This window comes from Microbacterium forte, assembly GCF_031885415.1.
Lineage (GTDB): Bacteria > Actinomycetota > Actinomycetes > Actinomycetales > Microbacteriaceae > Microbacterium > Microbacterium forte.
Window position 1 is genome coordinate 2,327,867 of the sequence record NZ_CP116871.1, and the last position, 21,664, is coordinate 2,349,530.

A 21,664-nucleotide genomic window follows, 5' to 3' on the forward strand; every position below is an offset into this window, starting at 1 on the left:
CTACGCCCCGACCGCACAGCGCAGGAGGGGGTTGCGGACAGCCGGCACCGCCACCCGCCCCGGCGGCCGTCGAGCGACCCCGGCGAAGCCGAGCGAGACGAAACGCGGTACCGATGCGCTATCGGCTCGCCACGTTTCGTCTCAGTCGACTCCGTCGTCTTCGCTCGACGACCGGCGGGATGTCGACGGTCGACAGGCGGGTCAGGTCAGCTGACGACCCAGTCGAAGTCGTCGCCGTGCTCTTCGAGCCATGCGTCGACGGCATCCGCTTCCTTGCCCTCGCCGTACTCGTTGACGACGAGGTCTTCGAGCGAGCCGTACTGCGCGTCGTCGAGCTTGATCTGCTCGATCAGCTCAGCGGCCTCGGGGTACTCCTCGGCGAAGCCCTTCGTACCGAGGAAGTGCAGGGCCTCGGCCTCGCCCATGGCGCCCTTGGGGTCTTCGAGGTCCTTCACGGGGAAGGCGTCGTTGGCCCAGAACGGACGCCACAGCGTCACGACGATGTCCTCCTGCTTGTCGGTCGCAGACTTCAGCTCGGTGAGCATCGCCGCGGTCGACGAGGTGACGAGCTCGTACTCGCTGTCGAGACCGTACTCGGGCATCATCTTCTGGGTCTGCGCCGTGAGGCCGGCCCCGGGCTCGATGCCGAAGATCTTGCCGTCGAGCTCTGCGCCCTTGCCGGCGAGATCCTCGATCGAGTTCAGGTCGGAGTACTCGGGAACCGCGAGCGTCAGCTTGGCGTTCTCGTAGTACGCACCGAGATCCTCGATGTCATCGCCGTAGGTGTTCATGTACTCGGCGTGCGTGAGCTCGGGCCAGGCCGACGGGTAGATGTCGACGTCACCCTGCGCGAGACCCGTATACAGGGGGCCGGCCTCGGTCAGCGTCTTCATCTCGACCGTGTAGCCGATCTTCTCGAGCTGGTCCTGCAGCAGGTACGCGGTGCTCAGGCCGTCGGTCCACGAGGGCAGGAAGCCCAGGGTGATCGTGCCCTTGTCGCCCGAGCCGGACTCGCTGCCGCCGGTGTCGCCGCCGGTTCCGCCCATGCCGTCGCCGCTGCAGCCGGCGAGGGTGAGGGTCGCTGCGGCGCCGATGGCCGCGATCGTCAGGATCTTCTTCTTCATGTGTATCTCTCTCGTTCCGTATATATGTGCTGTGTTGCTGTGTACTGCTGTGTTGCGTGTTCTCTTGCGGGAGGGATGAGTCAGTGCACGCCGCCGCCGACGGGGGCGCGGCGCGGGGAGGCCTTCATGCGCTCGGCCTCGTCTTCGGCATCCTTCGCAGCGGCTGCCTCGGCCGATGCGGGGGCGGATGCTGTGGCCGGCACCTCGGCGGATGCCGCGGCGAGGCGCTTCTGCGTACGACGACGAGCCAGCAGGCCGAGCAGCGACGAGCGGTTGCTGCCCAGGTCGCCGAGCGCTGCCGTGACACGGTCGAGGAAGACGGCGATGAGCACGACGCCCAGTCCCGCCTCGACGCCCTTGGCGATGTTGATGGTCGAGATCGCCTCGACGACGATCTTTCCGAGGCCGTCAGCACCGGCCATACCGGCGATGACCGCCATCGACAGCGCGAGCATGATGACCTGGTTGACGCCGGCGAGGATCGTCGGCATCGCGAGCGGAAGCTGGATGCCGCGAAGGATCTGACCCGGCTTGGCGCCGAACGCCTGGCCGGCCTCGACGGTCTCGGAGTCGACTCCGCGGATGCCGAGCTCGGTCAGTCGCACACCGGGAGGCAGAGCGAAGATCACGGTGGCGACGAGTCCGGGGACGACGCCGATGCTGAAGAACACGATCGCCGGGATCAGGTAGACGAACGCGGGCATGGTCTGCATGAAGTCGAGCACGGGCTTCAGCACCGCACGCACGGTGGCGTTGCGGGCAGACCAGATGCCCAGGGGCACCGCGATGAGCACCGCGATCGCCGCCGCGACGAGAACCAGGGCGAGCGTCTGCATCGCCGGCACCCAGAGACCCATGGCCACGATCAGTCCGAAGGAGATGACCGTGCCGATCGCCAGCTGCCACGAGCGGACGAGCCACGCGATGAACGCGGCGATCACGATGATGACGACGAAATGCGGGCTCAGGAGCGCGCGGGTGAGTCCGTCGACCAGGAAGCTGACGACGAAGGAGATGACGTCGAGCAGACCGTCGAGGTTCGTCTTGATCCAGTCGACTCCGGTCGCGACCCAGCTGCCGAGGGGAATGCGGAAACCATCCATCAGCGCACCTCCTCTGTCTTCACGGCGTCCGCCGGGTCGGCGGTCCACCCGTCATCGAGCACTGCATCGATCTCGGCCTGCGGCATCGGAAGGAGCGGCAGGGTGAGCTCGCCGGTCGCTCCGGGGCCGGGGCCCAGGGCGGCGAGCAGGGTGATGCGCGGAATCACGCCGGTCAGGCGCCCCGTGGCATCCACCACTGCCAGCGGCAGCGGCGACTCCACCGACGGGATGAAGAGGTTCATGAGGACCTCGTCTTCGCTGACGCTCTGCGGCACCGGCTTGATGATCGACGCGAGGGTCGACACGCCCTGGCGGACCAGCCTGACGGCGTCGCGGTCGGTGACGATGCCGAGCAGCTTGCGGTCGCGGCCCGTGACGTACGTGGCCGACATGAACGCGTCGCGCATCTGGCGCAGCGCCGTGCGCGGGCCGGCGGTCTCGGCGACGACCGGGCGCGGGCGCTCCATGACGTTCGCGGCCGTGAGCACACGAGCGCGGTCGACATCCTGCACGAACTGCTCGACGTAGTCGTTGGCGGGGTCCATGAGGATGTCTTCCGGCGTGCCGATCTGCACGATGCGGCCGTCGCGCATCACGGCGATGCGGTCGCCGAGGAACATGGCCTCGTTGAGGTCGTGGGTGATGAAGACGATCGTCTTCTGCAGCTTCTCCTGGAGTTCGAGCAGCTGCTCCTGCATCTCGCGACGGATCAGCGGGTCGAGGGCGCTGAACGCCTCGTCCATGAGCAGGATGTCGGAGTCGGCCGCGAGCGCACGGGCGATGCCCACGCGCTGCTGCATGCCTCCCGACAGCTCGGACGGCAGCTTGTCGGCCTGTCCCTCGAGGCCGACCAGGGTGAGGATCTCCTCGGCCTTCTTCAGGCGCTCGTCCTTGCCGACGCCCTTCAGCTCGAGGGGGTAGGCGACGTTCGCGGCGACCGTGCGGTGCGGCAGCAGTGCGAAGTGCTGGAACACCATCGAGATGCGGTCGCGGCGGATCTCACGCAGACGCGACGACGGGATGCCGGTGATGGGGTCGCCGTTCACGACGACCGATCCGTCGGTCGCGTCGTGCAGCCCGTTGAGCATGCGGATGATGGTGGATTTACCGGAACCCGAGAGGCCCATGATCACGAAGATCTCGCCGCGGTTCACGGTGAAACTGGCGTCGATGACGGCGGCGGTTCCTGCGTCGCCGACCTCGGATCTGCTCTCACCGGCCTTCAGTCGACGGACGGCACTGCTCGGATTCTTCCCGAACACCTTGTACAGATTGCGCGCTTCAAGAGCGATTTCGGACACGTTTCCCCTGCGGCTCGCCTTCGGGTGGCTGAGCCTGCTTCGGTTACGCCCGGGTGATCCTCCCGGCCGTTTCGACATGGTGCTGTGGCGGCGCGGACGGCGGATTTCGGATCCACCGCGATAGAGCATCGACCGTACGTCCACGCCTCTTCGCAGCACAGCACATTCGAAAGAAGGACGTGATCGCGGACTGGTCTTCGGGCCGTCAGGCCCACCAACCAACGTAACGAAATGGCCGGTCAGGGGCAAATCCGTCAATTTTATCGACGTTCAGTTTCGTCGGCTGACCGGGGGATTGCGCGGGTTTCGGACGCGCGTGCGAGGTCGGGCGTGGCGGGGTGCGACACGGGTCAGCGGGCGCGCCGCGAGACCGTGGCGTGCGCTTCCGACGTCCCTGTACACCTGTGAAGTCCGGATGCCGGGAAGCCGGACTCGCGAGGCGCTTTCGGACTCGCGAGGCGCACGCGATCAGCGACGGATGCTGCGCGTCACGGTGAACTTCGGAGTGCGATGCACCTGCTCGGTGGCGCCGACGAGGCGGGTGAGCTCAGCTCGGTAGCCGAGCGACGAGTTGTAGACCGTGAACAGCTCTCCGCCGGGGCGGAGGATGCGGGCCGCGGCCTCGAACAGACGGGTCGCTGCCCCGGTGTGCACGCTGCTGCCGAGATGGAAAGGCGGGTTGAGAAGCACGACATCGGCACTGGCGTCCGCGATCTCGGAGCCCGCGTCGTCGTGCATGACGGTGACGCGGTCTGCGACGCCGTTCGCGGCGACCGTTGCGCGGGCGGAGGCCACTGCCGCTGCCGATCTGTCGGTCGCGATCACGCGGGAATCGGGGTGCGCGAGAGCGTACGAGACGGCGAGCGCGCCGGTTCCGCAGCCCAGGTCGACGACGACCGGGGGCGGGCTCGGCTCTTCGGCGTTCACAACGCAGCATGAACCGGCCACATCGGCCGATTCTGGGGCGTTTTCAGTCCGTGCCGGCTCACCCGTGCTGAATTGTGAACCGTCGAGGCCGAGCACCTCGAGCAGCACACGCGTGCCGATGTCGAGGCGAGCCCCCGCGAAGGCACCGCCGTGCGCGACGAGGGTCACGCCGCCGTGCCGCGCTGTCACGGGGAACGGCGGCTCTGACGGCACCGGTCGCGGCCCGGATGCGACGACCAGCCGTGACTTGCGCTCCGCCCGCTCGGCCTGCACATGCGCGAAGCTGCGCCCCAGCACCTCGTTCTGCGCGATGGCCATGTGCTTCACGCGGCCGCCGGCGACGAGCACGACGTCCGGGACGGCCCAGCGCGCCACGGCATCCGCGATCTCTTCGAGCTCTGCCAGCGCCTTCGGCAGCTGCAGCAGCACGAGTCGGGCGCGGTCGAGCAGAGAGGCATCGAGCTCGTGCGACGAGAACCCCGAGAGGCCCAGCTCGTCGGCGTTGCGAGCCAGCGCACGGCGACCGGTCGCGAGGTCCTGGTGCACGCGAATGCCGTCGAGACCGGCATCCGTCAGCGCGAGGGTGATCGCGCCGTATTCGTCGCCGATCACCGCGATGTCCGACCCGGCGACCCCGAGCGCGAGAGCCCGCTCGACCAGCAGCAGATCGGTCGCGTCGTGGGCCTGCAGGTTGTCGGCCTCGACGTCGGGCCAACGGCGCAGTCGATCGAAGGGGAAGTCCACCCCTTCAGCCTAGGAGCGCCCTCCCTTGACACGGACTGAACACATGTTTAGTCTGCTGTACATGCGTTCAACCTCCGACGACATCACGGCTCGCGCCCGCATCCGCGACACCGCCATCGCCGCCTTCGCCCGCGATGGCTACGACGCTGCGAGCCTGCGCGCGATCGCCAGGGAGGCCGGTGTCAGCCCGGCTCTGATCGTGCACCACTTCGGCGACAAGAACGCCCTCCGCAGCGAGTGCGACGACTACGTGGTCGGCGTCTTCATCGACGAGGAGCACGACATCATCGTCGCGCCGACTCGCGACCGCATCCGCACCGCCCTCAACGACCTCGAGCGATACGGCCCCTATATCGACTACCTCGCGAGGATGCTCGTCGACGGTTCGGCTGCTTCCGATCGACTGTTCGACAGCTTCCTCTCCAACACCCGCGCCGTGCTCGCCGAACAGCGCGACGCCGGGATGCTCGAACCGATGAGCGACCCCGAGATGACGACTCTGCTGCTGACCCTGATCGGCCTCGGACCCGTCGTGATGCGCGCCCAGATCGCCCGCACCCTCGGAATGGACCAGCTGAGTCCCGCTGGGCTCCTGCGCACCACGCTGCCGACGCTGGAGCTGCTCACCCACGGCATCTATTCGACGACCGCACTGCTCGACGGTGCGCGAGACGCACTCGCGGCTGAGGGGAACACCTCGGGAGGAGACGCATCATGACCGACACGATCGAGATCGACCGTCTGCAGAAGCGCTACGGCAGTCGCATCGCGCTGCACGAGCTCGACCTGCACGTGCGACCAGGCACCGTCTTCGGACTCATCGGCCCCAACGGCGCGGGCAAGACGACGACGCTGCGCACACTCGTCGACGTCATCCGCCCGTCATCCGGCTCGGTGCGCGTGCTCGGTGAGGACCCCCGCCACGGCGGCGCCGCGCTGCGACGGCGCATCGGCTACGTTCCGGGCGAGCTGCACCTCGAAGGGCGATCGAGCGGACACCGGATGCTGTCGTTCTACGCCCAGGTCTCCGGATCCCGCGATGCAACCGCGACTCTCCGCACCGGCCGGGAGCTGGCCGACCGACTCGGGGTCGACCTGTCGCGCCCCGTGCGCACCCTGTCGAAGGGCAACAAGCAGAAGGTCGGGCTGATCCAGGCGTTCATGCACCGGCCCGAGCTGCTCATCCTCGACGAGCCCACCAGCGGCCTCGATCCACTGGTGCAGCGCGAGTTCCTGCAGATGGTCCGCGAGGCGAAGAGCGCCGGGCAGACCGTGCTGCTGAGTTCGCACGTGCTCAGCGAGATCCAGCAGACCGCAGACGAGGTCGCCGTGCTCGCGAACGGGCGGGTCGTCGCCGACGGCGATGTCGCCTCGCTGCGCCTGGGGTCGATCCGCCGCGTGCGAGCCGAGATCTCGACGACGGATGCCGCGGCCGCCCGCGCCGACTTCGATCGCGTGCCCGGTCTCGGCGGAGTCGAGATGCATGACTCCGACGGCATCCTGAGCATCTCCGGCACCGTGGACGGCGCGATCGATCCGTTCATCAAGGTGCTCGCCCGCTTCGAGGTGAGCGACCTGACCGTGGAGGAACCAGACCTCGAGGAGTCCGTGCTGCGGCTCTACGGCGCCTCTGCCGCGAACGTCGGCGCTGCCACGAGCGAGGCGGCCCTCACGAACGAGCCGCCGACGAGACGCGCCCGCCGGGGCAGGGAGGGCCGGCGATGAACGGCATCCTGCCGGTGTTCCGGCGCAACCTGCGCGAGTCGTGGCGCAGCCTCCTCGGGTGGACCATCGGCATCGCCGCCGTGCTGTTCCTCTATCTGCCGCTGTATTCGAGTCTCGGCGGCGACGGTCAGCTCGAGGCGATGATCTCGTCGCTGCCGAAGGAGCTCGTCGACACGCTCGGATATGACCAGATCTCGACGGGTGCCGGATACGCGCAGAGCACGTTCTTCGGCCTGATCGGCTTTCTGCTGCTGACGATCGCGGCGGTGATCTGGGGGTCCGCGGCCATCGCCGGCGCCGAAGAGAGCGGACGAGCAGAGCTCGATCTCGCGCACGGCATCGGCCGCGGTCAGTATGCACTCGAGTCCGCTCTGGCCGTGCTCGTCAGGCTGCTGTGGCTCGGCGCCTTCGCAGGCCTCGTCGTCTGGGCCCTGAACGGCCCCTCCGAACTCGGCATCGACGACCGCAACATCGTGGGAGCGAGCGCTGCGCTCACGGGTCTCGCGTTCCTCACGGCATCCGCCGCCCTGCTCGCCGGCGCCGCGACCGGTCGCCGCATCTGGGCGACCGGGGTCGGCGCGGGCATCGCCGTGCTGGGCTACATCCTCCAGGCGCTGGCGAAGCAGTCGAAGGACCTCGAGTGGCTGAACGCCCTCTCCCCCTACGCATGGGTCTACCAGCGACCGCCGCTCTCCGAGGGCGTCGACCTCGGCGGACTCGCCCTCGCCTGGGGCCTCGCGATCGTGTTCGTCGTCGCCTCGGTCTTCGCGTTGCGCGCTCGCGACCTCCGCGGCTGACCCCGTTCGCGTCTACTGCCCCGCGCGACCTCCCCGCCCCCACCCACTGCCCCTGGCGTGGTCAAAAACGCACCCGAATCGGCGACTTCGGGTGCTTTTTCGACCGCGGGCGCGCCGCAGACGGAAAAGACCGTTGACACGATCCAGGTTCAGTGGTTACCTAGTCGAGTAACTAACCCATCAACCACAGCGGAGGACTCGTGATCGAAGAAGGCAAGCCGCTCTTCCTCCAGATCGCCGAGCAGATCGAGGACTCGATCCTGGACGGCTCACTCTCGGAGGAATCGCAGGCGCCCTCGACCAACGAGCTCGCCGGCTTCTACCGGATCAACCCCGCGACAGCAGCCAAGGGAGTCGCCATGCTCACCGACAAGGGAGTGCTGTACAAGCGCCGCGGCATCGGCATGTTCGTCGCCGCCGGAGCGAAGGATCTGCTCCTCGGCGAGCGCCGCGCCGCATTCGCCGACCGCTACATCGACCCGCTCCTCGCCGAGGCCCGCACGCTGGGGCTCGGCGCCGAAGACCTCGCCGCCCTGCTCCGCGAGCGGGCAGCGCAGGCAGCCCAGACATCGCAGACACCCCAGACAGAAGGGAAGACCCCCGCATGACCGCCGTCATCGAGGTGCAGAACCTCACGAAGCACTACAAGGAGAAGAACGCACTCGACAACGTGTCGCTCACCCTCGAGGGCGGCGCGATCTATGGACTGCTCGGCCGCAACGGGGCGGGCAAGACCACGCTCATGTCGATCCTGACCGCGCAGAACTTCGAGTCGTCGGGCACCGTGCGCGTCTTCGGCGAGCACCCCTACGAGAACACGCACGTCCTCAACCGCATCTGCTTCGTGCGCGAGAGCCAGAAGTACCCCGACGACGCATACCCGCGTCACGCGTTCAAGGCTGCGAGCCTGTTCTTCCGCAACTGGAGCCAGGAACTCGCCGACGAGCTCATCGAGCAGTTCCAGCTGCCGATGAAGCAGACGATCAAGAAGCTCTCGCGCGGCCAGCTCTCGGCCGTCGGGGTCATCATCGGTCTCGCCTCGCGCGCCGAGCTGACCTTCTTCGACGAGCCCTACCTGGGTCTCGACGCGGTCGCCAGACAGATCTTCTACGACCGCCTGCTCGAGGACTACGCCGAGCACCCGCGAACCATCGTCCTCTCGTCGCACCTGATCGACGAGGTGTCGAACCTCATCGAGAAGGTCATCGTGATCGACAACGGTCAGATCCTGCTCGACGAAGACACGGATGCCGTGCGCGACCGCGCCGTCACCGTGGTCGGCGACGCCGCCAAGGTCGACGCCTGGGCATCCGGCCGCGAGGTTCTGCACCGGGAGGCCCTCGGCCGAGTCGCCTCCGTCACCGTGCTCGGGGCGCTGTCCGCCGCCGAGCGCGCCGAGGTCGCGGCATCCGGTCTCGATCTCGCTCCGGTGTCGCTGCAGCAGCTGATCGTGCGTCTCACCCAGAAGGCCGAGGCGGGCTCTGCCACCAGAGCCTCAGCCGCGAAAGAGGAGGTCCGCTGATGCGACGCACACTCAACGTCATCCGCCTGCAGCTGATCAACCGCCAGACATTCATCTGGGTGCCGCTGATCATCCTCGGCTCCGCGGTGGTCATCTCGATACTCATCTACGCGATGATCCCGACCGAGGGCCCGAAGTACGGCGGCGGCGGCCAGGCTCCGCTCTGGTACTTCTTCGCCATCGGCCTCTCGGCGATGACACTGACCTTCCCGTTCTCGCAGGCGATGAGCATCACCCGGCGCGACTTCTTCTTCGGGACCATGCTCACGGCGATCCTGGGCAGCGCGTTCCTGGGGATCGTGTTCCTGATCGGCGGGGGCATCGAGACGCTGACGAACGGATACGGCATCAACGGCTACGTGTTCTACCTGCCGTGGCTGTGGGAGGCGGGTCCGCTCGGGGCGTTCACCGTGTACTTCACCCTCGCCCTCTTCCTGTTCGTCGTCGGCTTCACCGGGGCGACGATCTACAAGAGCTGGGGCCCCACCGTTCTCACCATCGCGGGCGTCGGTCTGGGCCTCATCCTCGTGGGACTCGCCTTCCTCGCCACGAGACTCGAGCTGTGGGATGAGGTGTGGCGGGGGATCCTCGACGCCGGCGCGCTCGGACTCGCACTGTGGGGCCTCGTCGCGACCGCGGTGCTCGCGGGCATATCGTTCCTCGCCTTCCGCAGGGCCATCCCCTGATCACCCGGTGATCACTCGGCGCCGGTCGCTCCTCACGGGGCGGCCGGCGTCGTCGCGTTCCGACCGCTACCCGCCCTCACCGCCAGATGCAACCAGGTGCGAGGACGGATGCCGAACGGCTAGCGTCATCCCTTCGGGGAGGATGACGAGAGGATGCCGTGACGAACATCAGAACACGAGTGCGCGCGCGCCGCCCTGGCATCGTGCGCTCGCTGCGCGAGGCGGTCGACCCCGCCCGGCTGCTGCTCGTCACCAAGACCGCACTGGCGGTCGGACTCGCGTGGCTGATCGCCCCTCACACGCCCGGAGTCACCGACGAGTACCCGTACTACGCGCCGCTCGGCGCGCTGGTCAGCATGTATCCGACGCTGATGGGATCGGTGCGATCGGGCCTGCAGACCCTGCTCGGACTCGCCACCGGCATCGGACTCGCCGCGATCGTCGTGTTGACCGTAGGGCCGACGTGGTGGTCGATCCCGGCCGTCGTCGGCGTCGGCGTGCTGGTCTCGGGCACCGGCTGGTTCGGCGTCGGCCGAGAGTACGTGCCGATGGCCGCGCTGTTCGTGCTGATCGTCGGCGGCCAGAACGCCGACGAGTACTCGCTCGGCTACCTCGTGCAGATGGGGGTCGGAGTGGTCGTCGGTCTCATCGTGAACCTGGTGATCGCCCCCGCGCCGCTCACTCTCGCCGCCGCGGCCAAGGTCGACGCCTTCCGCACGCAGCTGAGCGAGCACCTGCACGACATCGGATCGGCCGTCTCGGAATCCTGGCCCCCGGAGCACGAGAAGTGGGCCGACGATGCGTCATCGCTCGCCGACACGACGTCAGAGCTTCGCACCGCGCTGTCTGACGCCGACGACAGCCGGCGAGGCAACCCACGTGCGTTCGGGCGCCGCGGAGAGACGCAGCACATCCACGCCGAACTCGCGCGACTCGATCGCATCGCCCACCTGATCCGCGACATCTCCGACGAGGTCGCCGACACCATCTGGGATCGCCCTGGCGCGCTCGAACTGGATGCGGCGCTGCCCGAACCGCTCTCGGCCGCGTGCCACGCCGTCGCCGAGGTCATCGTGCAGCAGGATCCGCTCACGCCCGCAGATCACCGCGCTCGCGGGGAGGCGGCCCGTGCGATCAGGCTGCTGCTCGCGACCGTCGACGACCGCACGATCGATGTGCGGCGCTCGATGGGCCCCGGCGTGCTCGCGGCCATGCAGCTGCGCCGCATCCTCATCCTCAGCGGCCATCGGGAGCCGGAAGAGACAGCGGAGGACGAGGCCGCGACGGAGCCGGAGGGCGCGTAGCGGTCAGATCGTGTCGTCGGCGGCGACGAGATCGATCTGCCAGAAGCGGCCTTCAGGATCGTCATCGTCATGCGCGGCTTCAGCCTCGGCCACCGCCTTGTCGAAGATCTCCATGACCGCCGTGAACTCGGCCTCGGTGAGCCGGGTGGTCCGCTGCTGGAACACGGCGTGGATGCCCGAGGCTCGACCTCCGTAGTACTCGGGCGACCACGCGATCACACGCTGGAGAAGGTCCTGGTGCTCGGTGGCCACGGCTCGCACGACGGCGTCGCCGAGCTCCTCGTCGGCCACCGGGTGGTCGGGGTCGCCCACGCTCATCGCACCCTTCACCGGCGCCCAGACGCGGTCTCGACGATCTCGCGCGTGCTCCGGAGCCTCGACGATGAGGCCCGCATCAGCGAGGGTGCGCAGGTGGAAGCTGACGCTGTTCGCGGCGACCTCGAGCTCGGCGGCGATGTCGGCCGCGCGCATGTGGTGGCGTCGGGCGAGCAGGCGAAGGATCTTTCGCCGCAGTGGATGCGTGTAGGCCTTGAGCATGGCCGTCGTCATCCATACGGGATCTTCACCGTGAATGCCGTCGCCCATGCTCAGATCCTACTCGCACGAGTCATTGCGCAAGAGTAGTTGCGCAAGTCTTCTTGCGGAACTACTCTCTAGAGCATGACGACGACCGTGACCGCACCACACCGGCTCTGGCGGAACGCCCGGTATCTGACCTGGCTCGTGAGCGACACGAGCAAGGGTCTCGCGGCGACGCTGTTCGCCTTCGCGATCCCCCTGCTCGCCCTGGTGGTCACCGATGACCCCGCTCAAGCGGGAATCATCGGCGGTGCGGGCATGGTCGCGCGCCTGATCCTCACGCTCGCCGGCGGCATCCTGGCCGATCGGCACCGGCGCATCGTCCTCATGCTCATCGGCTCGCTGATCGGCATCCTGCTGGCGGGGGGTTTCACACTGCTGGCTCTCGCCGATGCTCTCACCTTCGGCACCCTGCTCGCGGCGAACGTGCTGCTGGCCGCGCGCAGCGGTCTCTTCGACGTCGCCGGTGAGAGCGCGATCAAGGAGATCGTGCCCGACGACGCGATGGGCAGGGCTCAGGCGGCGAACCAGGGGCGGGATGCCGCGCTGCAGCTGGCCGGCGGCCCTCTGGGCGGACTGCTTCTCGGCGTGGGCGGCTGGCTGGTCGGCGCCGTCATGACTCTCTGCCACGCCGTCGCCGCGGTGACGGCATGGATGCTGCAGCGAGCGGCGCGCCGCGCCGGAATCACCGACACGGGGGCGGAGGCCGATGCAGATGCCGAGCGGCCGTCCCGAGAGCATCCGAACAGCGACGGGCGTATCGCCGCGGGGCTCGCCGCGGATCCGGCAGACGGTCTGGGCCTCCCCCCAGACACCGCATCGGATGCCGGTGCGCGAGGCAAGACCAGCGCATGGGCAGAGCTCCGCGAGGGCTTCGCCTGGTTGTTCTCCCGACCAGACCTGGGCGGCGTGCTCCTCATCATCACGATCATCAACCTCGGCTTCAACGCCGCGATCACGACTGTCATGTACGCACTCCAGCAGGCCGGCTACTCCGAGCTCCTGATCGGCTCGCTGGGCGCTGGCGTGGGTGCGGTCATGCTCGTCGGGGCGATCGTCGCCCCGATGCTCGTCCCGCGCATCCGCACGGGAGTCCTCGCCATCGCGGGTCTCTCCGGGGGCGCGATCGGCTCGATCCTGCTCTCGACGGTCACCGAACCGTGGGCGATCGTCGTCGTGCTCGGCGCCTCGGTGCTGCTGCTTCCCGCCCTCAACGCGGGGATGATGGGCTACTTCATGGTCGCGACGCCGACACAGCTGCTCGGACGGGCGAACAGTGCCGCGGGCGTTCTCGGCATGGGCGCGCTGCCGCTCGCGCCGCTGATCGCGGGCTTCGGCCTCACCTGGATCGGCCGCGAATGGACGATCCTCGTGTGCGCGGCGCTCTGCATCGTCGCCGTCGCCCTCGCGCTCGGCAACCGCGCGCTGCGCGCCCTGCCGGTCGAGGCGCGCTGGGCCGAGCACGCGAAGCAGTACGAGAACGCCTGAGTTGCTCCGGACGCCGGGCCAGCCGCGTGGGCGGCGGCCGTCGCGGTGTGTCACTTCGATCGAGTACTCGCGGCGAGTCTCGCGACACGGTAAGAGAGGAACAGCGACAGACTCCCGAGCAGAACCTGGGCGAGAATCACCGCGGCATCGATGCTGAAGAAGGTGAGGACGTCTTGGCTGAAGGTGAGCACGTACCAGAATCGGGCGATCAGCGCCGCCACGATGATCGCGGGAGCAAAGCGCCACAGGCCGGGCAGAGTTCCTCTCCATGCGATGACGATGACGGAGACGATCAGGAACGCGGGGCCCAGGACCGCCGCCACGATCAAGCCGTACGCAGGTGGCTCGGTGAGTTGGATCCCGAGAAGATCGAACCAACCGGCGTATGCCTGGCAGACGCCGAAGCCGATCAGGGCGATCCTGCCCACGATGCTCTCGCCCACCACGCTGCCGCCGCCTCGTACCCCCACCGCGAACACGATCAGAGCCGCAAGAAGAAGAGTCGGTATGAGCGCACCGGGAAGATAGGCGACTCGATACTGCCAGGTCATGGTGGGGCGAAGCACCGAATACGCTGCCTGACTCAGTGCCGCAACGAGCAGCGCCCCTGCTCCCCACAGCAGCGTCCGATTGGGCAACGCGCCGAGGCGCGCTCCAGGTTCCGGTTGTCCCGCCTCGTTCGCACTCGTCGCACTTCGCATCAGGCCCCCCAGGCTCCATCGCGGGGCCGACGCCCACGGCGTCCTCACTTTACGTTCACAGACCCTGTTGCGCCAGGCCGGAGGTTCCTCCGCACTCCTCGAAACGGCGGTGGGCTGCTCCAGCTCCCGCGGAGTCACGCGCGGTGAATGACCGGGACGGTGGCCGATGTCGGTGTCCGCGCGTAGGATCGGCGGCACGCACCCACGACTTGAGGAGACGATGATGTCAGCTCTGGAGATCACCGAGAAGCCCCTCCCGTTCGTCCGACTCGCGTCGCTGACCGAGACGGTGGCGTCGCAACCCGAGGTCGCGGCCGTCGTGGGCCCTCTGTTCGACCAGGTCGCCGACGCCCTGAGTGATGCGGGGGCGACGCCGGGGCTCCCGATCGCCGAGTACGACATGAACAAGCACGGCGTGCGCATCACGGTCGGTTTCGTCTACGACGGCCCCGCCGTCGACGGGCTCGTCATCATCGAGCTGCCGGCCGTCGAGTCCGCGTTCACCACCACGCACCTCGGCACCATGGCGACCATCGACGACAGCTGGCATGCGCTGAACGAGGCGATCAGCAACGGCGGCGTCACCGCCGTCGGTGCGTGCCGAGAGGTCTATCTGCGGTCGAAATCCGAAGATCAGGCCGACTGGATCACCGAGCTCCAGCAGCCGGTCACCCGCTCCTGACCGCCTTCGGGCTGACCAGGGCGCTGACCCTCAGAGCGCTCCGGCGAGCCCCGCGATGCCGACGATCACCGAGATCAGTGCGAGCACCAGGGCGATCGCGATCAGCACGGCATGCACCTTCAAGAACGTCGTCGCCTTGCCGTCGGCATCCCGAGCCCGGGGGTCCGTCGCGACGCGCTTGTAGAAACGGGGCCACACCAGCACGTTGAAGGCGGCGTTGAGGAACAGGACGACAGCGAGAGCGATCACCTCCCCACGCTAACGCCTCGGAAAAAATACCGAGTCCATGTATCAGCAGGCTCTTGCCGTGCTCCTGACTGGTGTGATCACAATGGGACTCATGATCGACGGGGCACCCGACGGCGCCGGCCTCGATCCTGCACCGGACGACGGTGCGGCTCGCTGGAGGCGAGCCGCCGAGTTCTTCGACGCTTGGCGAGACGGCGACAGCCGCGCGATGGACGACCTCGTGCGGCTGATGACTCCTGTGCTCTGGCATGTCGTGCGGGCCTACGGACTCGAGCGCACCCTCGCCGAAGACGTCATCCAGACGACGTGGCTGCAACTGGTTCGGGGGCACCGCGCCATCAGCGATCCGAAGGCGGTCTCAGCCTGGCTCACCACCACCGCACGCCGCGAGGCCTGGCGGGCCGGCAAAGCGCACAACAGGGTCGACACCACGGAGTCGGATGCTCTCGACGCGCTGCTTCCTGAGCAGCAGTCGGCCGAGCATCACGCCACCGTCGGAGAGGAGAATCGCCGGCTGTGGGCTGCGGTGCATCGCCTCGCCGACCGGTGCCAGCGCCTGCTGAGGGTGATCGCCTTCGAGGACCGACCCGACTACGCCCGCCTCGCCGCCGACCTCGCGATGCCGGTCGGCAGCATCGGCCCCACCCGCCAGCGTTGCCTCGCGAAGCTGCGCGACCTGCTCGACGCACCGACACCACGAACGGAGGGCGGCCCATGAGCGAGAACGATGGCGCCAACGGCGGCGGCAACCATGAAGATGCCGAGCTGTTCGCGCAGCTGCGTTCACTCTGGCGCGACGTCGACCCGATGCCCGCCGCCCTGATCGATCGCATGATCGCGGCCGTCGCGGCCGAGGGCCTGTCGGAGGAGTACGCGCTGCTCACCCTCGTCGACGAGCCGCTCGGTGCCGTGCGCGGCGACGCCGACGCATTGACCCTGCAGTTCAGCGACGGCACCACCAGCATCCTGCTCCACGTCACCCGCACCGCGACCGGCGCGCACCGCGTCGACGGCTGGGTCGACTCGACATCGGGTGGGATCGAACTCGCGCAGGGCGAGCGCATCCGCACGACGACGGCCAACGACACAGGTCGCTTCGTGTTCGACGATGTCCCGGACGGACTGACTCTCGTGCGTCTCAGCACCACGGTCGGCGATCAGGAACGAATCGTGTCGACCCCGCAGTTCGAGTTGTGATCCACCGCGGGGCGACCCGCGCACGATGCGGGGCGACCCGCGCAGACCACCGCTGGGCGACTCCCGCACCTCGCAGGATCCTCCTCACGGGACGCGGGGCATCCCGCACACACTGCGGGTGATCCCGCACAGGACGCGGGTCCGCCCGCACAGGACGCGGGCCCACCCGCGAGGAGAGGACCGACGATGGAGCAGCCCAAGGGGTGGAGTTGGCAGGACAGAGCTGAGGGATCGATCAGACGCGGCACGGCACTCGATCCGTCGGTCGAGCCCGTCGACGGCGTCAGGGCGTTTCCCACGGCCTACCTGCAGGAGCGTCTGCTGATCACGCAGGATCAGGAGAACGGCCAGGAGGAATACGACCAGGAGATCCACGAGCTGCGCGAAGCGGCCGGGTCGTTCGGCTGGAACCTCGAGATCGAATCGCCGGATGCTGTCCGCGCCGCCGGTCCGCTGGTTCCCGGGGTGCCCGGCTTCGTCCGCGCCCGCCTCACCACCCCCGATGAGCCGACCCGCGGCGAGTCTCCGGTGCCGCCCGACGCCTGGCGCGTCCTGCAGCGCGCCCGCCGCAGCTCCGGCACGCCGATGCCGAGGACCAGCCTCGAGCACGTGCTGTCGATCGACCCTGTCGGCCTCAATCCGTTCAGCCGCACGAATCCCTTCAGCCGCACCAACCCGTTCAGCCGCACCAACCCGGTGCGCGGCGCGGGCGGAGGCGCCGGCGGCAGCGACGACTACCTCGAGCCGGGGCGCGGCGCGCGCCAACCGGTGACCTGGCTCGGGCCGGCACCGCGACGCACCGCCACCCCGAAGCGCGGCCGCCGCCCCGTGGTGGCGGTGCTCGACACCGGATGCGGAGTGCACGACTGGCTGCCGGACGACATCGTCACCCGGCACATCGAGATCGACGGCGTGCCGATCGGCCTCACCGACGACGCCGACCCCGAGCGCTATCCCGACCTCTACGGGCAGCTCGACGGCGAGATCGACGCGGTCGCCGGGCACGGCACGTTCATCGCGGGAATCATCCGCCAGACGGCACCGGATGCCGACATCCTCTCGATCCGCATGGCCGGCGCGCTCGGCGTGATCGACGAGAGCACCTTCCTGACCACGGTCGCCCAGGTCGTCGAACTGCTGCGGCGACACCGCGAGGACCCCTCGACGGGGCATCCGATCGACGTCCTCAACCTGTCTCTCGGGTATTACCACGAGACGCCGACGGATGGCCTCTTCAGCAGGACGCTGCACGCCCTGTTGACGAAGGCGCGGGAGCTCGGGTGCGTGGTGGTCTGCTCGGCGGGCAACGACGCCATCGACCGGCCGTCGTTCCCGGCATCCCTCTGGCCGTGGCCCGGAGCCGACAACGGCATCCGTCGCGATGATGACGCGCCCCACGTGTCGGTCGGAGCCCTCAACCCGTCGGGCAGGTCGGTCGCGCTGTTCTCGAACGTCGGCCCGTGGGTGCAGGTGTACGCGCCCGGGGCCGCTGTGGTCAGCACGTCACCCGCCTTCGTCGGTGGCGAGCAGGCGACCACCAGGGCAGATGTCGACGGCCTGCGCCGAGAGACGATCGACCCCGACGACTACCGCGGGGGCTTCTCGATCTGGAGCGGCACGTCGTTCGCGGCGCCGTACGTCGCAGGGCGCATCGCCGCTCAGCTGGGTTCGGTGCCCGCACAGGGCGTCACTGCGGATGCCGCGGCCAAGGCCGTAGCCGCGGTGCTGAAGACGCTGCCGTCGCCGGTGACGGACGGGTAGCCGGGCCGTTCGGCTGAGGATCCCCCGGATGGCTGCCCGCACAGGGCCGGTTCGGCGGCCATCCGGGCATCGGCCAGCCATCCGGCCGGGCCAGCCATTCGGACTCGGCCAGCCACCCGGCCCAGGTCGGCCACCCGCCCAGGCCAGCCATCCGGACTCAGAAAGCCGGATGCGGCCGTAAGCCTTCCCTGAGACGCGACATACCGCCATTCTGGTGAAGTGCCACTGTCTGCTGCCGAGCTGCATCAGCGCGGCGTCGACGCAGCCAACTCCCGACGGTTCGCGCAGGCGCGGCGTGCGCTGACGACCGCGTCCGCGCGCACCGACGACGGCGATCTGCGCGCGCGCATCGACGGGACCATGGCCTACGTCCTCGCTCAGACGGGCCAGCCGGCGGAGGCGGAGCGCCTGTCGCGCGCAGCGCTGTCTCGCCCGGGGCTGAGCGAAGAGACTGTCGCCCTCGCGAACGGGCAGTTGGGCACCCTGCTCATGCACGGCGGACGGCTCGATGAGGCCGAACTCTTTCTCACGAAGGCGATCGACGGCCTCGACGAGGGCTCGATCGAGAGCGCGAACTGCCTGATGAGCCGGTCGATCGTCAGCATGCAGCGGCACCGACTCGACGACTGCTCGGCCGACCTGCAGCGAGCCATCGCCGCCTATGAGGCCCACGGGGCAGACGCACCGCTGGCCGAAGCCCGCCACAACCTCGGCTACGCCGCGCTGCTCGGAGGCGACCTCGTCACAGCGCTCGGGCTGATGACCCGATCGCGGCCGATCCTCGCCGCCACGAGCGACCTCGCCGCAGCGATCAGCGACCTCGACCGCGCCGAGGTGCTGCGCGACGCCGGTCTCACCACAGAGGCCGAGGAACTGCTCGGCACGGTCGCGGTGCGGTTCGGAGCACAGCGGATGCGACAAGCCCGCGGCGAGGCAGAGTTCCACCTCGCCCGGTCGCTGCTGCGGCACGACGCCGCCTCTGCCGAGCGTGCCGCCGCGACCGCATCCCGCCGCTTCGTTGCGCTGGGAAGCGAGAGCTGGGCAGCGCGTGCCGAGGCGGTGCGACTGGAAGCCCGACTGCTCGCCCACCCGAAGGCCACGCCGAACGGCGAGGACTTCGCGCGCACCGCCGCAGCGCTCGCCCGCGGAGGATTCCGCACCGAGGCCACTGCCCTGTCTCTCACGGCACGCCTCGCTGACGGAGGGCGACTGCCACGGCTCACCCGCGATGCCCCGACTCCCCTGCGCCTGCGCGAGCACGAGGTCCGTGCGGTGCGCGCGGCGTCTGCAGGCAAGGATGCCGATGCCCGCCGTGCCGCCGCCGCCGGCCTCGATCTGCTCACCGCGTGGCAGCAGTCATTCGGCGCGCTCGACCTGCAGGCGTCCGTCGCGATGCACGGCACCGAGCTGATGTTCACCGGACTCGCCGCTGCCGCACGATCACGCGACCCCGAGGTGCTGTTCGAGTGGTCCGAGCGCGCCAGGCATCTGAGCCAGCAGGTCGCTCCCGTTCGCCCACCGCACGACGAGGAGCTGTCGGCCGACCTGGCCGAACTGCGCATGCTGCGCGCCGACCTCGCGGGGTCGGACTGGACGACCGATGCCCGGGTGCGCGAGCTGCGGGATCGGGTTCGCGACCGGCAGTGGTCGTCGACCGGAGTCGGCGGAAGCCACGAACGCCTCGGGCTGCGCGAGACCAGGGCCCGGCTCGACGATGACACGGCGATCCTCGCGTACGTCTTCTCGCGTGACGAACTGCTCTGCGTCGTGGTGACGGCATCCGCGTCGTCGATCGTCGAGCTGTCGCTGCCGCGCATCGAGGCTGCGCTCGACGGTCTCCGCGCCGACCTCGACGTCGCAGCGCTCACCCATGGCGGGCCGATGGCGCCGGTCGTTCAGCGATCTCTCGACGAGAGGCTGCGCCGACTCGACGAGGCCCTCCTCGCGCCCGCCCGCGCGGCCGCGGGAGGGGCCGCCCGTCTCACGCTGACGGTTCCCGGCATCCTCGGCGGCATCCCCTGGGCGATGCTCCCCGGCATGCGCGGAACGCCGTTCACGATCGCGACCTCGGTGTCGCGCTGGCTCGGCGAGTCGCCTCGACGTCCCGATTCCACGTCGACATCTGGCCTGGCCGACGCCTCGCAGATGGCGCCTCGACGCGCGGACGGGCCCTCCACACCGGCCCAGACGGCGGGGTTCGCGACCGGCCCTCGGGTCGCGCGCGCCGAAGAGGAGGTGCGCCGCGCCGCCGGAGCGTGGCGCGACGCGCGGATGCTGACCGGTGAGCACGCGCGGGTGTCGGCCGTCACCGAGCTCGCCGAGCAGGTCGACGTGCTGCACATCGCCGCCCACGGTCGCCACGCGGTCGACAACCCGCTGTTCTCGGGGTTCGAGCTCCACGACGGCACTCTGTTCGGCTACGACGTCGACCTGATCTCGCGGGCGCCGGCCACCGTGGTGCTCTCGGCCTGCGAGCTGGGCCGCTCGTCGGTGCGCTGGGGCGAGGAGGCATTGGGCATGACGAGGGTCTGGCTGCACGCCGGCACCGGCTGCGTCATCGCCGCACCGGTGGTGGTGGCAGACGACATCGCCTGCGAGCTGCTCGGCGCCGTGCACGTCGAGTTGGCGGCCGGTGCGCCCCCGGCCGCCGCGCTGGCCGCCGCAGCCGAATCCACCGGACTCCGTGCACCGTTCCAGTGCCACGGAAGCGGTCTCTGAATCTTTTCTCCACTCGATGTATCAGAACATCGGTGGCCCGCTCCTTATCTCCAGAAGGTGCCGGCGAAGGGCTTCGGAAACGAAGCGCGAGGGAGGCGCAGTCGAACTGGGGAAACCCTCGTGCACTGGGGAGTGTGAGGGAACGACAGGTCACCATCTACTCCGGGGGTGCCGCGAGAGGGGTCGCGGCACCCCCACCAGGAGTCCGCACGGTTCTCGGCTTGTCAGGCTCGTGTCCGCGTGCGAAGGTCGCGGGCAGTCGGCAGGTCAGGCCGTCAGGACCTCGTAGCCCGCATCGCGGAACGCGGCGAGCGCCGCGGCATCCGCCCCGTCGTCGGTCAGGAGAACGGGGAACAGCTCCGAGCCGCCGACGGCCGCGAACGCCACCGTGCCGATCTTGCTGCTGTCGGTGACGACCACAGCGCGGCGGGCTCGCTCGGCCATCATGCGGTTCACCGCGGCTTCGCGCTCGTCCTGCGTGGTGGCTCCGGCCGTGGCATCCATGCCGTTGACCCCGATGAAGGCGATGTCGAGCCGCACCCCCCTCAGCAGCTGCTCGACGAACGGGCCCACCAGCTCATAGCTGCGCGAGTGGATCACCCCGCCGGTGACGACGACCTTGATGTCAGGCCGGGTCGCGAGCTGGGCGGCGATGTTCACGGCATTGGTGACGACGGTGATGCCGGGCCCCGCCGCGAGATCGTCGCGAGCGGCGAGCGCTGCGGCGATGGCCGTGGTCGTGGTTCCGCCCGACAACCCGACGACCATGCCCGGTGCGACGAGCGCGGCGGCCGCAAGGGCGATGCTCTCCTTCTCGTGCGCGCGCTGGTGGCTCTTGTAGCGGATCGGCAGCTCGTAGGCGACCGAGTGCGCGACAGCCCCACCGTGCGTGCGGGTGAGCAGACGCTGCTCGGCGAGCGAGTCGAGATCGCGACGGGTGGTGGCGGCCGAGGCGCCGAAGCGCTCGACGAGCTCGTCGACGTTCACCTCGCCGTCCTCGGCCAGCAGGTCGAGGATCGCATTCAGGCGGGCGGCGCGCTTCATGTCACCATCCTG

General features: G+C 69.1%; 21 protein-coding genes. 13 read left to right on the plus strand and 8 right to left on the minus strand.

Features of this window, described 5'->3' with window-relative positions:
• Window positions 1-206: 206 nt before the first annotated feature.
• From OB895_RS11170 to OB895_RS11185, 4 genes are all read right to left on the minus strand, one after another.
• On the minus strand, window positions 207-1,124 hold the full coding sequence (locus OB895_RS11170; protein WP_042541230.1) for a glycine betaine ABC transporter substrate-binding protein: 918 nt from the start codon (window positions 1,122-1,124) through the stop codon (window positions 207-209).
• Between the two features lie 80 nt (window positions 1,125-1,204).
• The gene (locus OB895_RS11175) at window positions 1,205-2,227 is read right to left on the minus strand and encodes an ABC transporter permease (protein ID WP_042541229.1); all 1,023 of its coding nucleotides are present in this window, start codon (window positions 2,225-2,227) and stop codon (window positions 1,205-1,207) included.
• Complete coding sequence (locus OB895_RS11180; protein WP_042541227.1) at window positions 2,227-3,528, minus strand: quaternary amine ABC transporter ATP-binding protein; 1,302 nt, start codon at window positions 3,526-3,528, stop codon at window positions 2,227-2,229. The genes OB895_RS11175 and OB895_RS11180 overlap by 1 nt, the downstream gene beginning before the upstream one ends.
• A 468-nt stretch (window positions 3,529-3,996) precedes the next feature.
• The gene (locus OB895_RS11185; protein WP_311877674.1) at window positions 3,997-5,199 is read right to left on the minus strand and encodes a methyltransferase; all 1,203 of its coding nucleotides are present in this window, start codon (window positions 5,197-5,199) and stop codon (window positions 3,997-3,999) included.
• A 61-nt stretch (window positions 5,200-5,260) separates the two neighbouring features.
• Here OB895_RS11185 and OB895_RS11190 point away from each other — a divergent pair, with 61 nt between their 5' ends.
• The 7 genes from OB895_RS11190 to OB895_RS11220 all read left to right on the plus strand — a co-directional run bounded on the left by OB895_RS11190 (window position 5,261) and on the right by OB895_RS11220 (window position 11,233).
• A complete protein-coding gene (locus OB895_RS11190; protein ID WP_311877675.1) occupies window positions 5,261-5,917 on the plus strand; it encodes a TetR/AcrR family transcriptional regulator in 657 nt (218 codons plus the stop codon).
• Entirely contained in the window at window positions 5,914-6,924 is a 1,011-nt protein-coding gene (locus OB895_RS11195; RefSeq protein WP_311877677.1) for an ABC transporter ATP-binding protein, read from the plus strand. Before OB895_RS11190 ends, OB895_RS11195 begins: the two co-directional genes overlap by 4 nt.
• Window positions 6,921-7,721 carry an efflux permease Rv1217c-related protein gene (locus tag OB895_RS11200; protein WP_311877678.1) on the plus strand — a complete coding sequence of 267 codons (801 nt, stop codon included), beginning with the start codon at window positions 6,921-6,923 and terminating at the stop codon, window positions 7,719-7,721. Before OB895_RS11195 ends, OB895_RS11200 begins: the two co-directional genes overlap by 4 nt.
• Window positions 7,722-7,921: 200 nt before the next feature.
• A complete protein-coding gene (locus OB895_RS11205; RefSeq protein WP_042541223.1) occupies window positions 7,922-8,329 on the plus strand; it encodes a GntR family transcriptional regulator in 408 nt (135 codons plus the stop codon).
• The gene (locus OB895_RS11210) at window positions 8,326-9,243 is read left to right on the plus strand and encodes an ABC transporter ATP-binding protein (RefSeq protein ID WP_311877680.1); all 918 of its coding nucleotides are present in this window, start codon (window positions 8,326-8,328) and stop codon (window positions 9,241-9,243) included. The genes OB895_RS11205 and OB895_RS11210 overlap by 4 nt, the downstream gene beginning before the upstream one ends.
• Complete coding sequence (locus tag OB895_RS11215; RefSeq protein ID WP_042541219.1) at window positions 9,243-9,929, plus strand: hypothetical protein; 687 nt, start codon at window positions 9,243-9,245, stop codon at window positions 9,927-9,929. The genes OB895_RS11210 and OB895_RS11215 overlap by 1 nt, the downstream gene beginning before the upstream one ends.
• A gap of 158 nt (window positions 9,930-10,087) precedes the next feature.
• The gene (locus tag OB895_RS11220) at window positions 10,088-11,233 is read left to right on the plus strand and encodes an FUSC family protein (RefSeq protein ID WP_311877682.1); all 1,146 of its coding nucleotides are present in this window, start codon (window positions 10,088-10,090) and stop codon (window positions 11,231-11,233) included.
• 3 nt (window positions 11,234-11,236) lie between these two features.
• Here OB895_RS11220 and OB895_RS11225 read toward each other — a convergent pair whose 3' ends face one another.
• The gene (locus OB895_RS11225) at window positions 11,237-11,818 is read right to left on the minus strand and encodes a helix-turn-helix domain-containing protein (RefSeq protein ID WP_052492972.1); all 582 of its coding nucleotides are present in this window, start codon (window positions 11,816-11,818) and stop codon (window positions 11,237-11,239) included.
• Window positions 11,819-11,893: 75 nt separating this feature from the next.
• Between OB895_RS11225 and OB895_RS11230 the strand changes: the two genes are divergently transcribed.
• Window positions 11,894-13,300 carry an MFS transporter gene (locus tag OB895_RS11230; protein WP_311877685.1) on the plus strand — a complete coding sequence of 469 codons (1,407 nt, stop codon included), beginning with the start codon at window positions 11,894-11,896 and terminating at the stop codon, window positions 13,298-13,300.
• A gap of 50 nt (window positions 13,301-13,350) precedes the next feature.
• Here the strand turns inward: OB895_RS11230 and OB895_RS11235 are convergent, their stop codons facing one another.
• The gene (locus OB895_RS11235) at window positions 13,351-13,938 is read right to left on the minus strand and encodes a hypothetical protein (protein ID WP_311877687.1); all 588 of its coding nucleotides are present in this window, start codon (window positions 13,936-13,938) and stop codon (window positions 13,351-13,353) included.
• Between the two features lie 286 nt (window positions 13,939-14,224).
• On the opposite strand from OB895_RS11235, the gene OB895_RS11240 reads away from it, so the two are divergent.
• Complete coding sequence (locus OB895_RS11240; RefSeq protein ID WP_311877689.1) at window positions 14,225-14,683, plus strand: GyrI-like domain-containing protein; 459 nt, start codon at window positions 14,225-14,227, stop codon at window positions 14,681-14,683.
• A gap of 30 nt (window positions 14,684-14,713) precedes the next feature.
• Here OB895_RS11240 and OB895_RS11245 read toward each other — a convergent pair whose 3' ends face one another.
• The gene (locus OB895_RS11245; RefSeq protein ID WP_042541213.1) at window positions 14,714-14,932 is read right to left on the minus strand and encodes an SCO4848 family membrane protein; all 219 of its coding nucleotides are present in this window, start codon (window positions 14,930-14,932) and stop codon (window positions 14,714-14,716) included.
• Between the two features lie 91 nt (window positions 14,933-15,023).
• On the opposite strand from OB895_RS11245, the gene OB895_RS11250 reads away from it, so the two are divergent.
• The 4 genes from OB895_RS11250 (at window position 15,024) to OB895_RS11265 (ending at window position 20,608) form a co-directional block, all read left to right on the plus strand.
• Window positions 15,024-15,650, plus strand: coding sequence for an RNA polymerase sigma factor (locus tag OB895_RS11250; RefSeq protein ID WP_311877691.1), 627 nt, complete (start codon window positions 15,024-15,026; stop codon window positions 15,648-15,650).
• On the plus strand, window positions 15,647-16,129 hold the full coding sequence (locus OB895_RS11255; protein ID WP_311877692.1) for a hypothetical protein: 483 nt from the start codon (window positions 15,647-15,649) through the stop codon (window positions 16,127-16,129). Before OB895_RS11250 ends, OB895_RS11255 begins: the two co-directional genes overlap by 4 nt.
• Window positions 16,130-16,315: 186 nt before the next feature.
• A complete protein-coding gene (locus tag OB895_RS11260) occupies window positions 16,316-17,890 on the plus strand; it encodes a S8 family peptidase (RefSeq protein ID WP_311877694.1) in 1,575 nt (524 codons plus the stop codon).
• Between the two features lie 219 nt (window positions 17,891-18,109).
• The gene (locus OB895_RS11265) at window positions 18,110-20,608 is read left to right on the plus strand and encodes a CHAT domain-containing protein (RefSeq protein WP_311877695.1); all 2,499 of its coding nucleotides are present in this window, start codon (window positions 18,110-18,112) and stop codon (window positions 20,606-20,608) included.
• Window positions 20,609-20,875: 267 nt separating this feature from the next.
• Here OB895_RS11265 and OB895_RS11270 read toward each other — a convergent pair whose 3' ends face one another.
• On the minus strand, window positions 20,876-21,652 hold the full coding sequence (locus OB895_RS11270; RefSeq protein WP_042541208.1) for a DeoR/GlpR family DNA-binding transcription regulator: 777 nt from the start codon (window positions 21,650-21,652) through the stop codon (window positions 20,876-20,878).
• Between the last annotated feature and the right edge of the window lie 12 nt (window positions 21,653-21,664).

Bases quoted from the DNA above. Each gene is read 5' to 3' on its own strand.
- OB895_RS11170 (WP_042541230.1), bottom strand. From the start codon at position 1,124: ATGAAGAAGAAGATCCTGACGATCGCGGCCATCGGCGCCGCAGCGACC.
- OB895_RS11175 (WP_042541229.1), bottom strand. From the start codon at position 2,227: ATGGATGGTTTCCGCATTCCCCTCGGCAGCTGGGTCGCGACCGGAGTC.
- OB895_RS11190 (WP_311877675.1), top strand. From the start codon at position 5,261: ATGCGTTCAACCTCCGACGACATCACGGCTCGCGCCCGCATCCGCGAC.
- OB895_RS11195 (WP_311877677.1), top strand. From the start codon at position 5,914: ATGACCGACACGATCGAGATCGACCGTCTGCAGAAGCGCTACGGCAGT.
- OB895_RS11200 (WP_311877678.1), top strand. From the start codon at position 6,921: ATGAACGGCATCCTGCCGGTGTTCCGGCGCAACCTGCGCGAGTCGTGG.
- OB895_RS11210 (WP_311877680.1), top strand. From the start codon at position 8,326: ATGACCGCCGTCATCGAGGTGCAGAACCTCACGAAGCACTACAAGGAG.
- OB895_RS11215 (WP_042541219.1), top strand. From the start codon at position 9,243: ATGCGACGCACACTCAACGTCATCCGCCTGCAGCTGATCAACCGCCAG.
- OB895_RS11225 (WP_052492972.1), bottom strand. From the start codon at position 11,818: ATGGGCGACGGCATTCACGGTGAAGATCCCGTATGGATGACGACGGCC.
- OB895_RS11230 (WP_311877685.1), top strand. From the start codon at position 11,894: ATGACGACGACCGTGACCGCACCACACCGGCTCTGGCGGAACGCCCGG.
- OB895_RS11240 (WP_311877689.1), top strand. From the start codon at position 14,225: ATGTCAGCTCTGGAGATCACCGAGAAGCCCCTCCCGTTCGTCCGACTC.
- OB895_RS11250 (WP_311877691.1), top strand. From the start codon at position 15,024: ATGATCGACGGGGCACCCGACGGCGCCGGCCTCGATCCTGCACCGGAC.
- OB895_RS11255 (WP_311877692.1), top strand. From the start codon at position 15,647: ATGAGCGAGAACGATGGCGCCAACGGCGGCGGCAACCATGAAGATGCC.
- OB895_RS11260 (WP_311877694.1), top strand. From the start codon at position 16,316: ATGGAGCAGCCCAAGGGGTGGAGTTGGCAGGACAGAGCTGAGGGATCG.
- OB895_RS11270 (WP_042541208.1), bottom strand. From the start codon at position 21,652: ATGAAGCGCGCCGCCCGCCTGAATGCGATCCTCGACCTGCTGGCCGAG.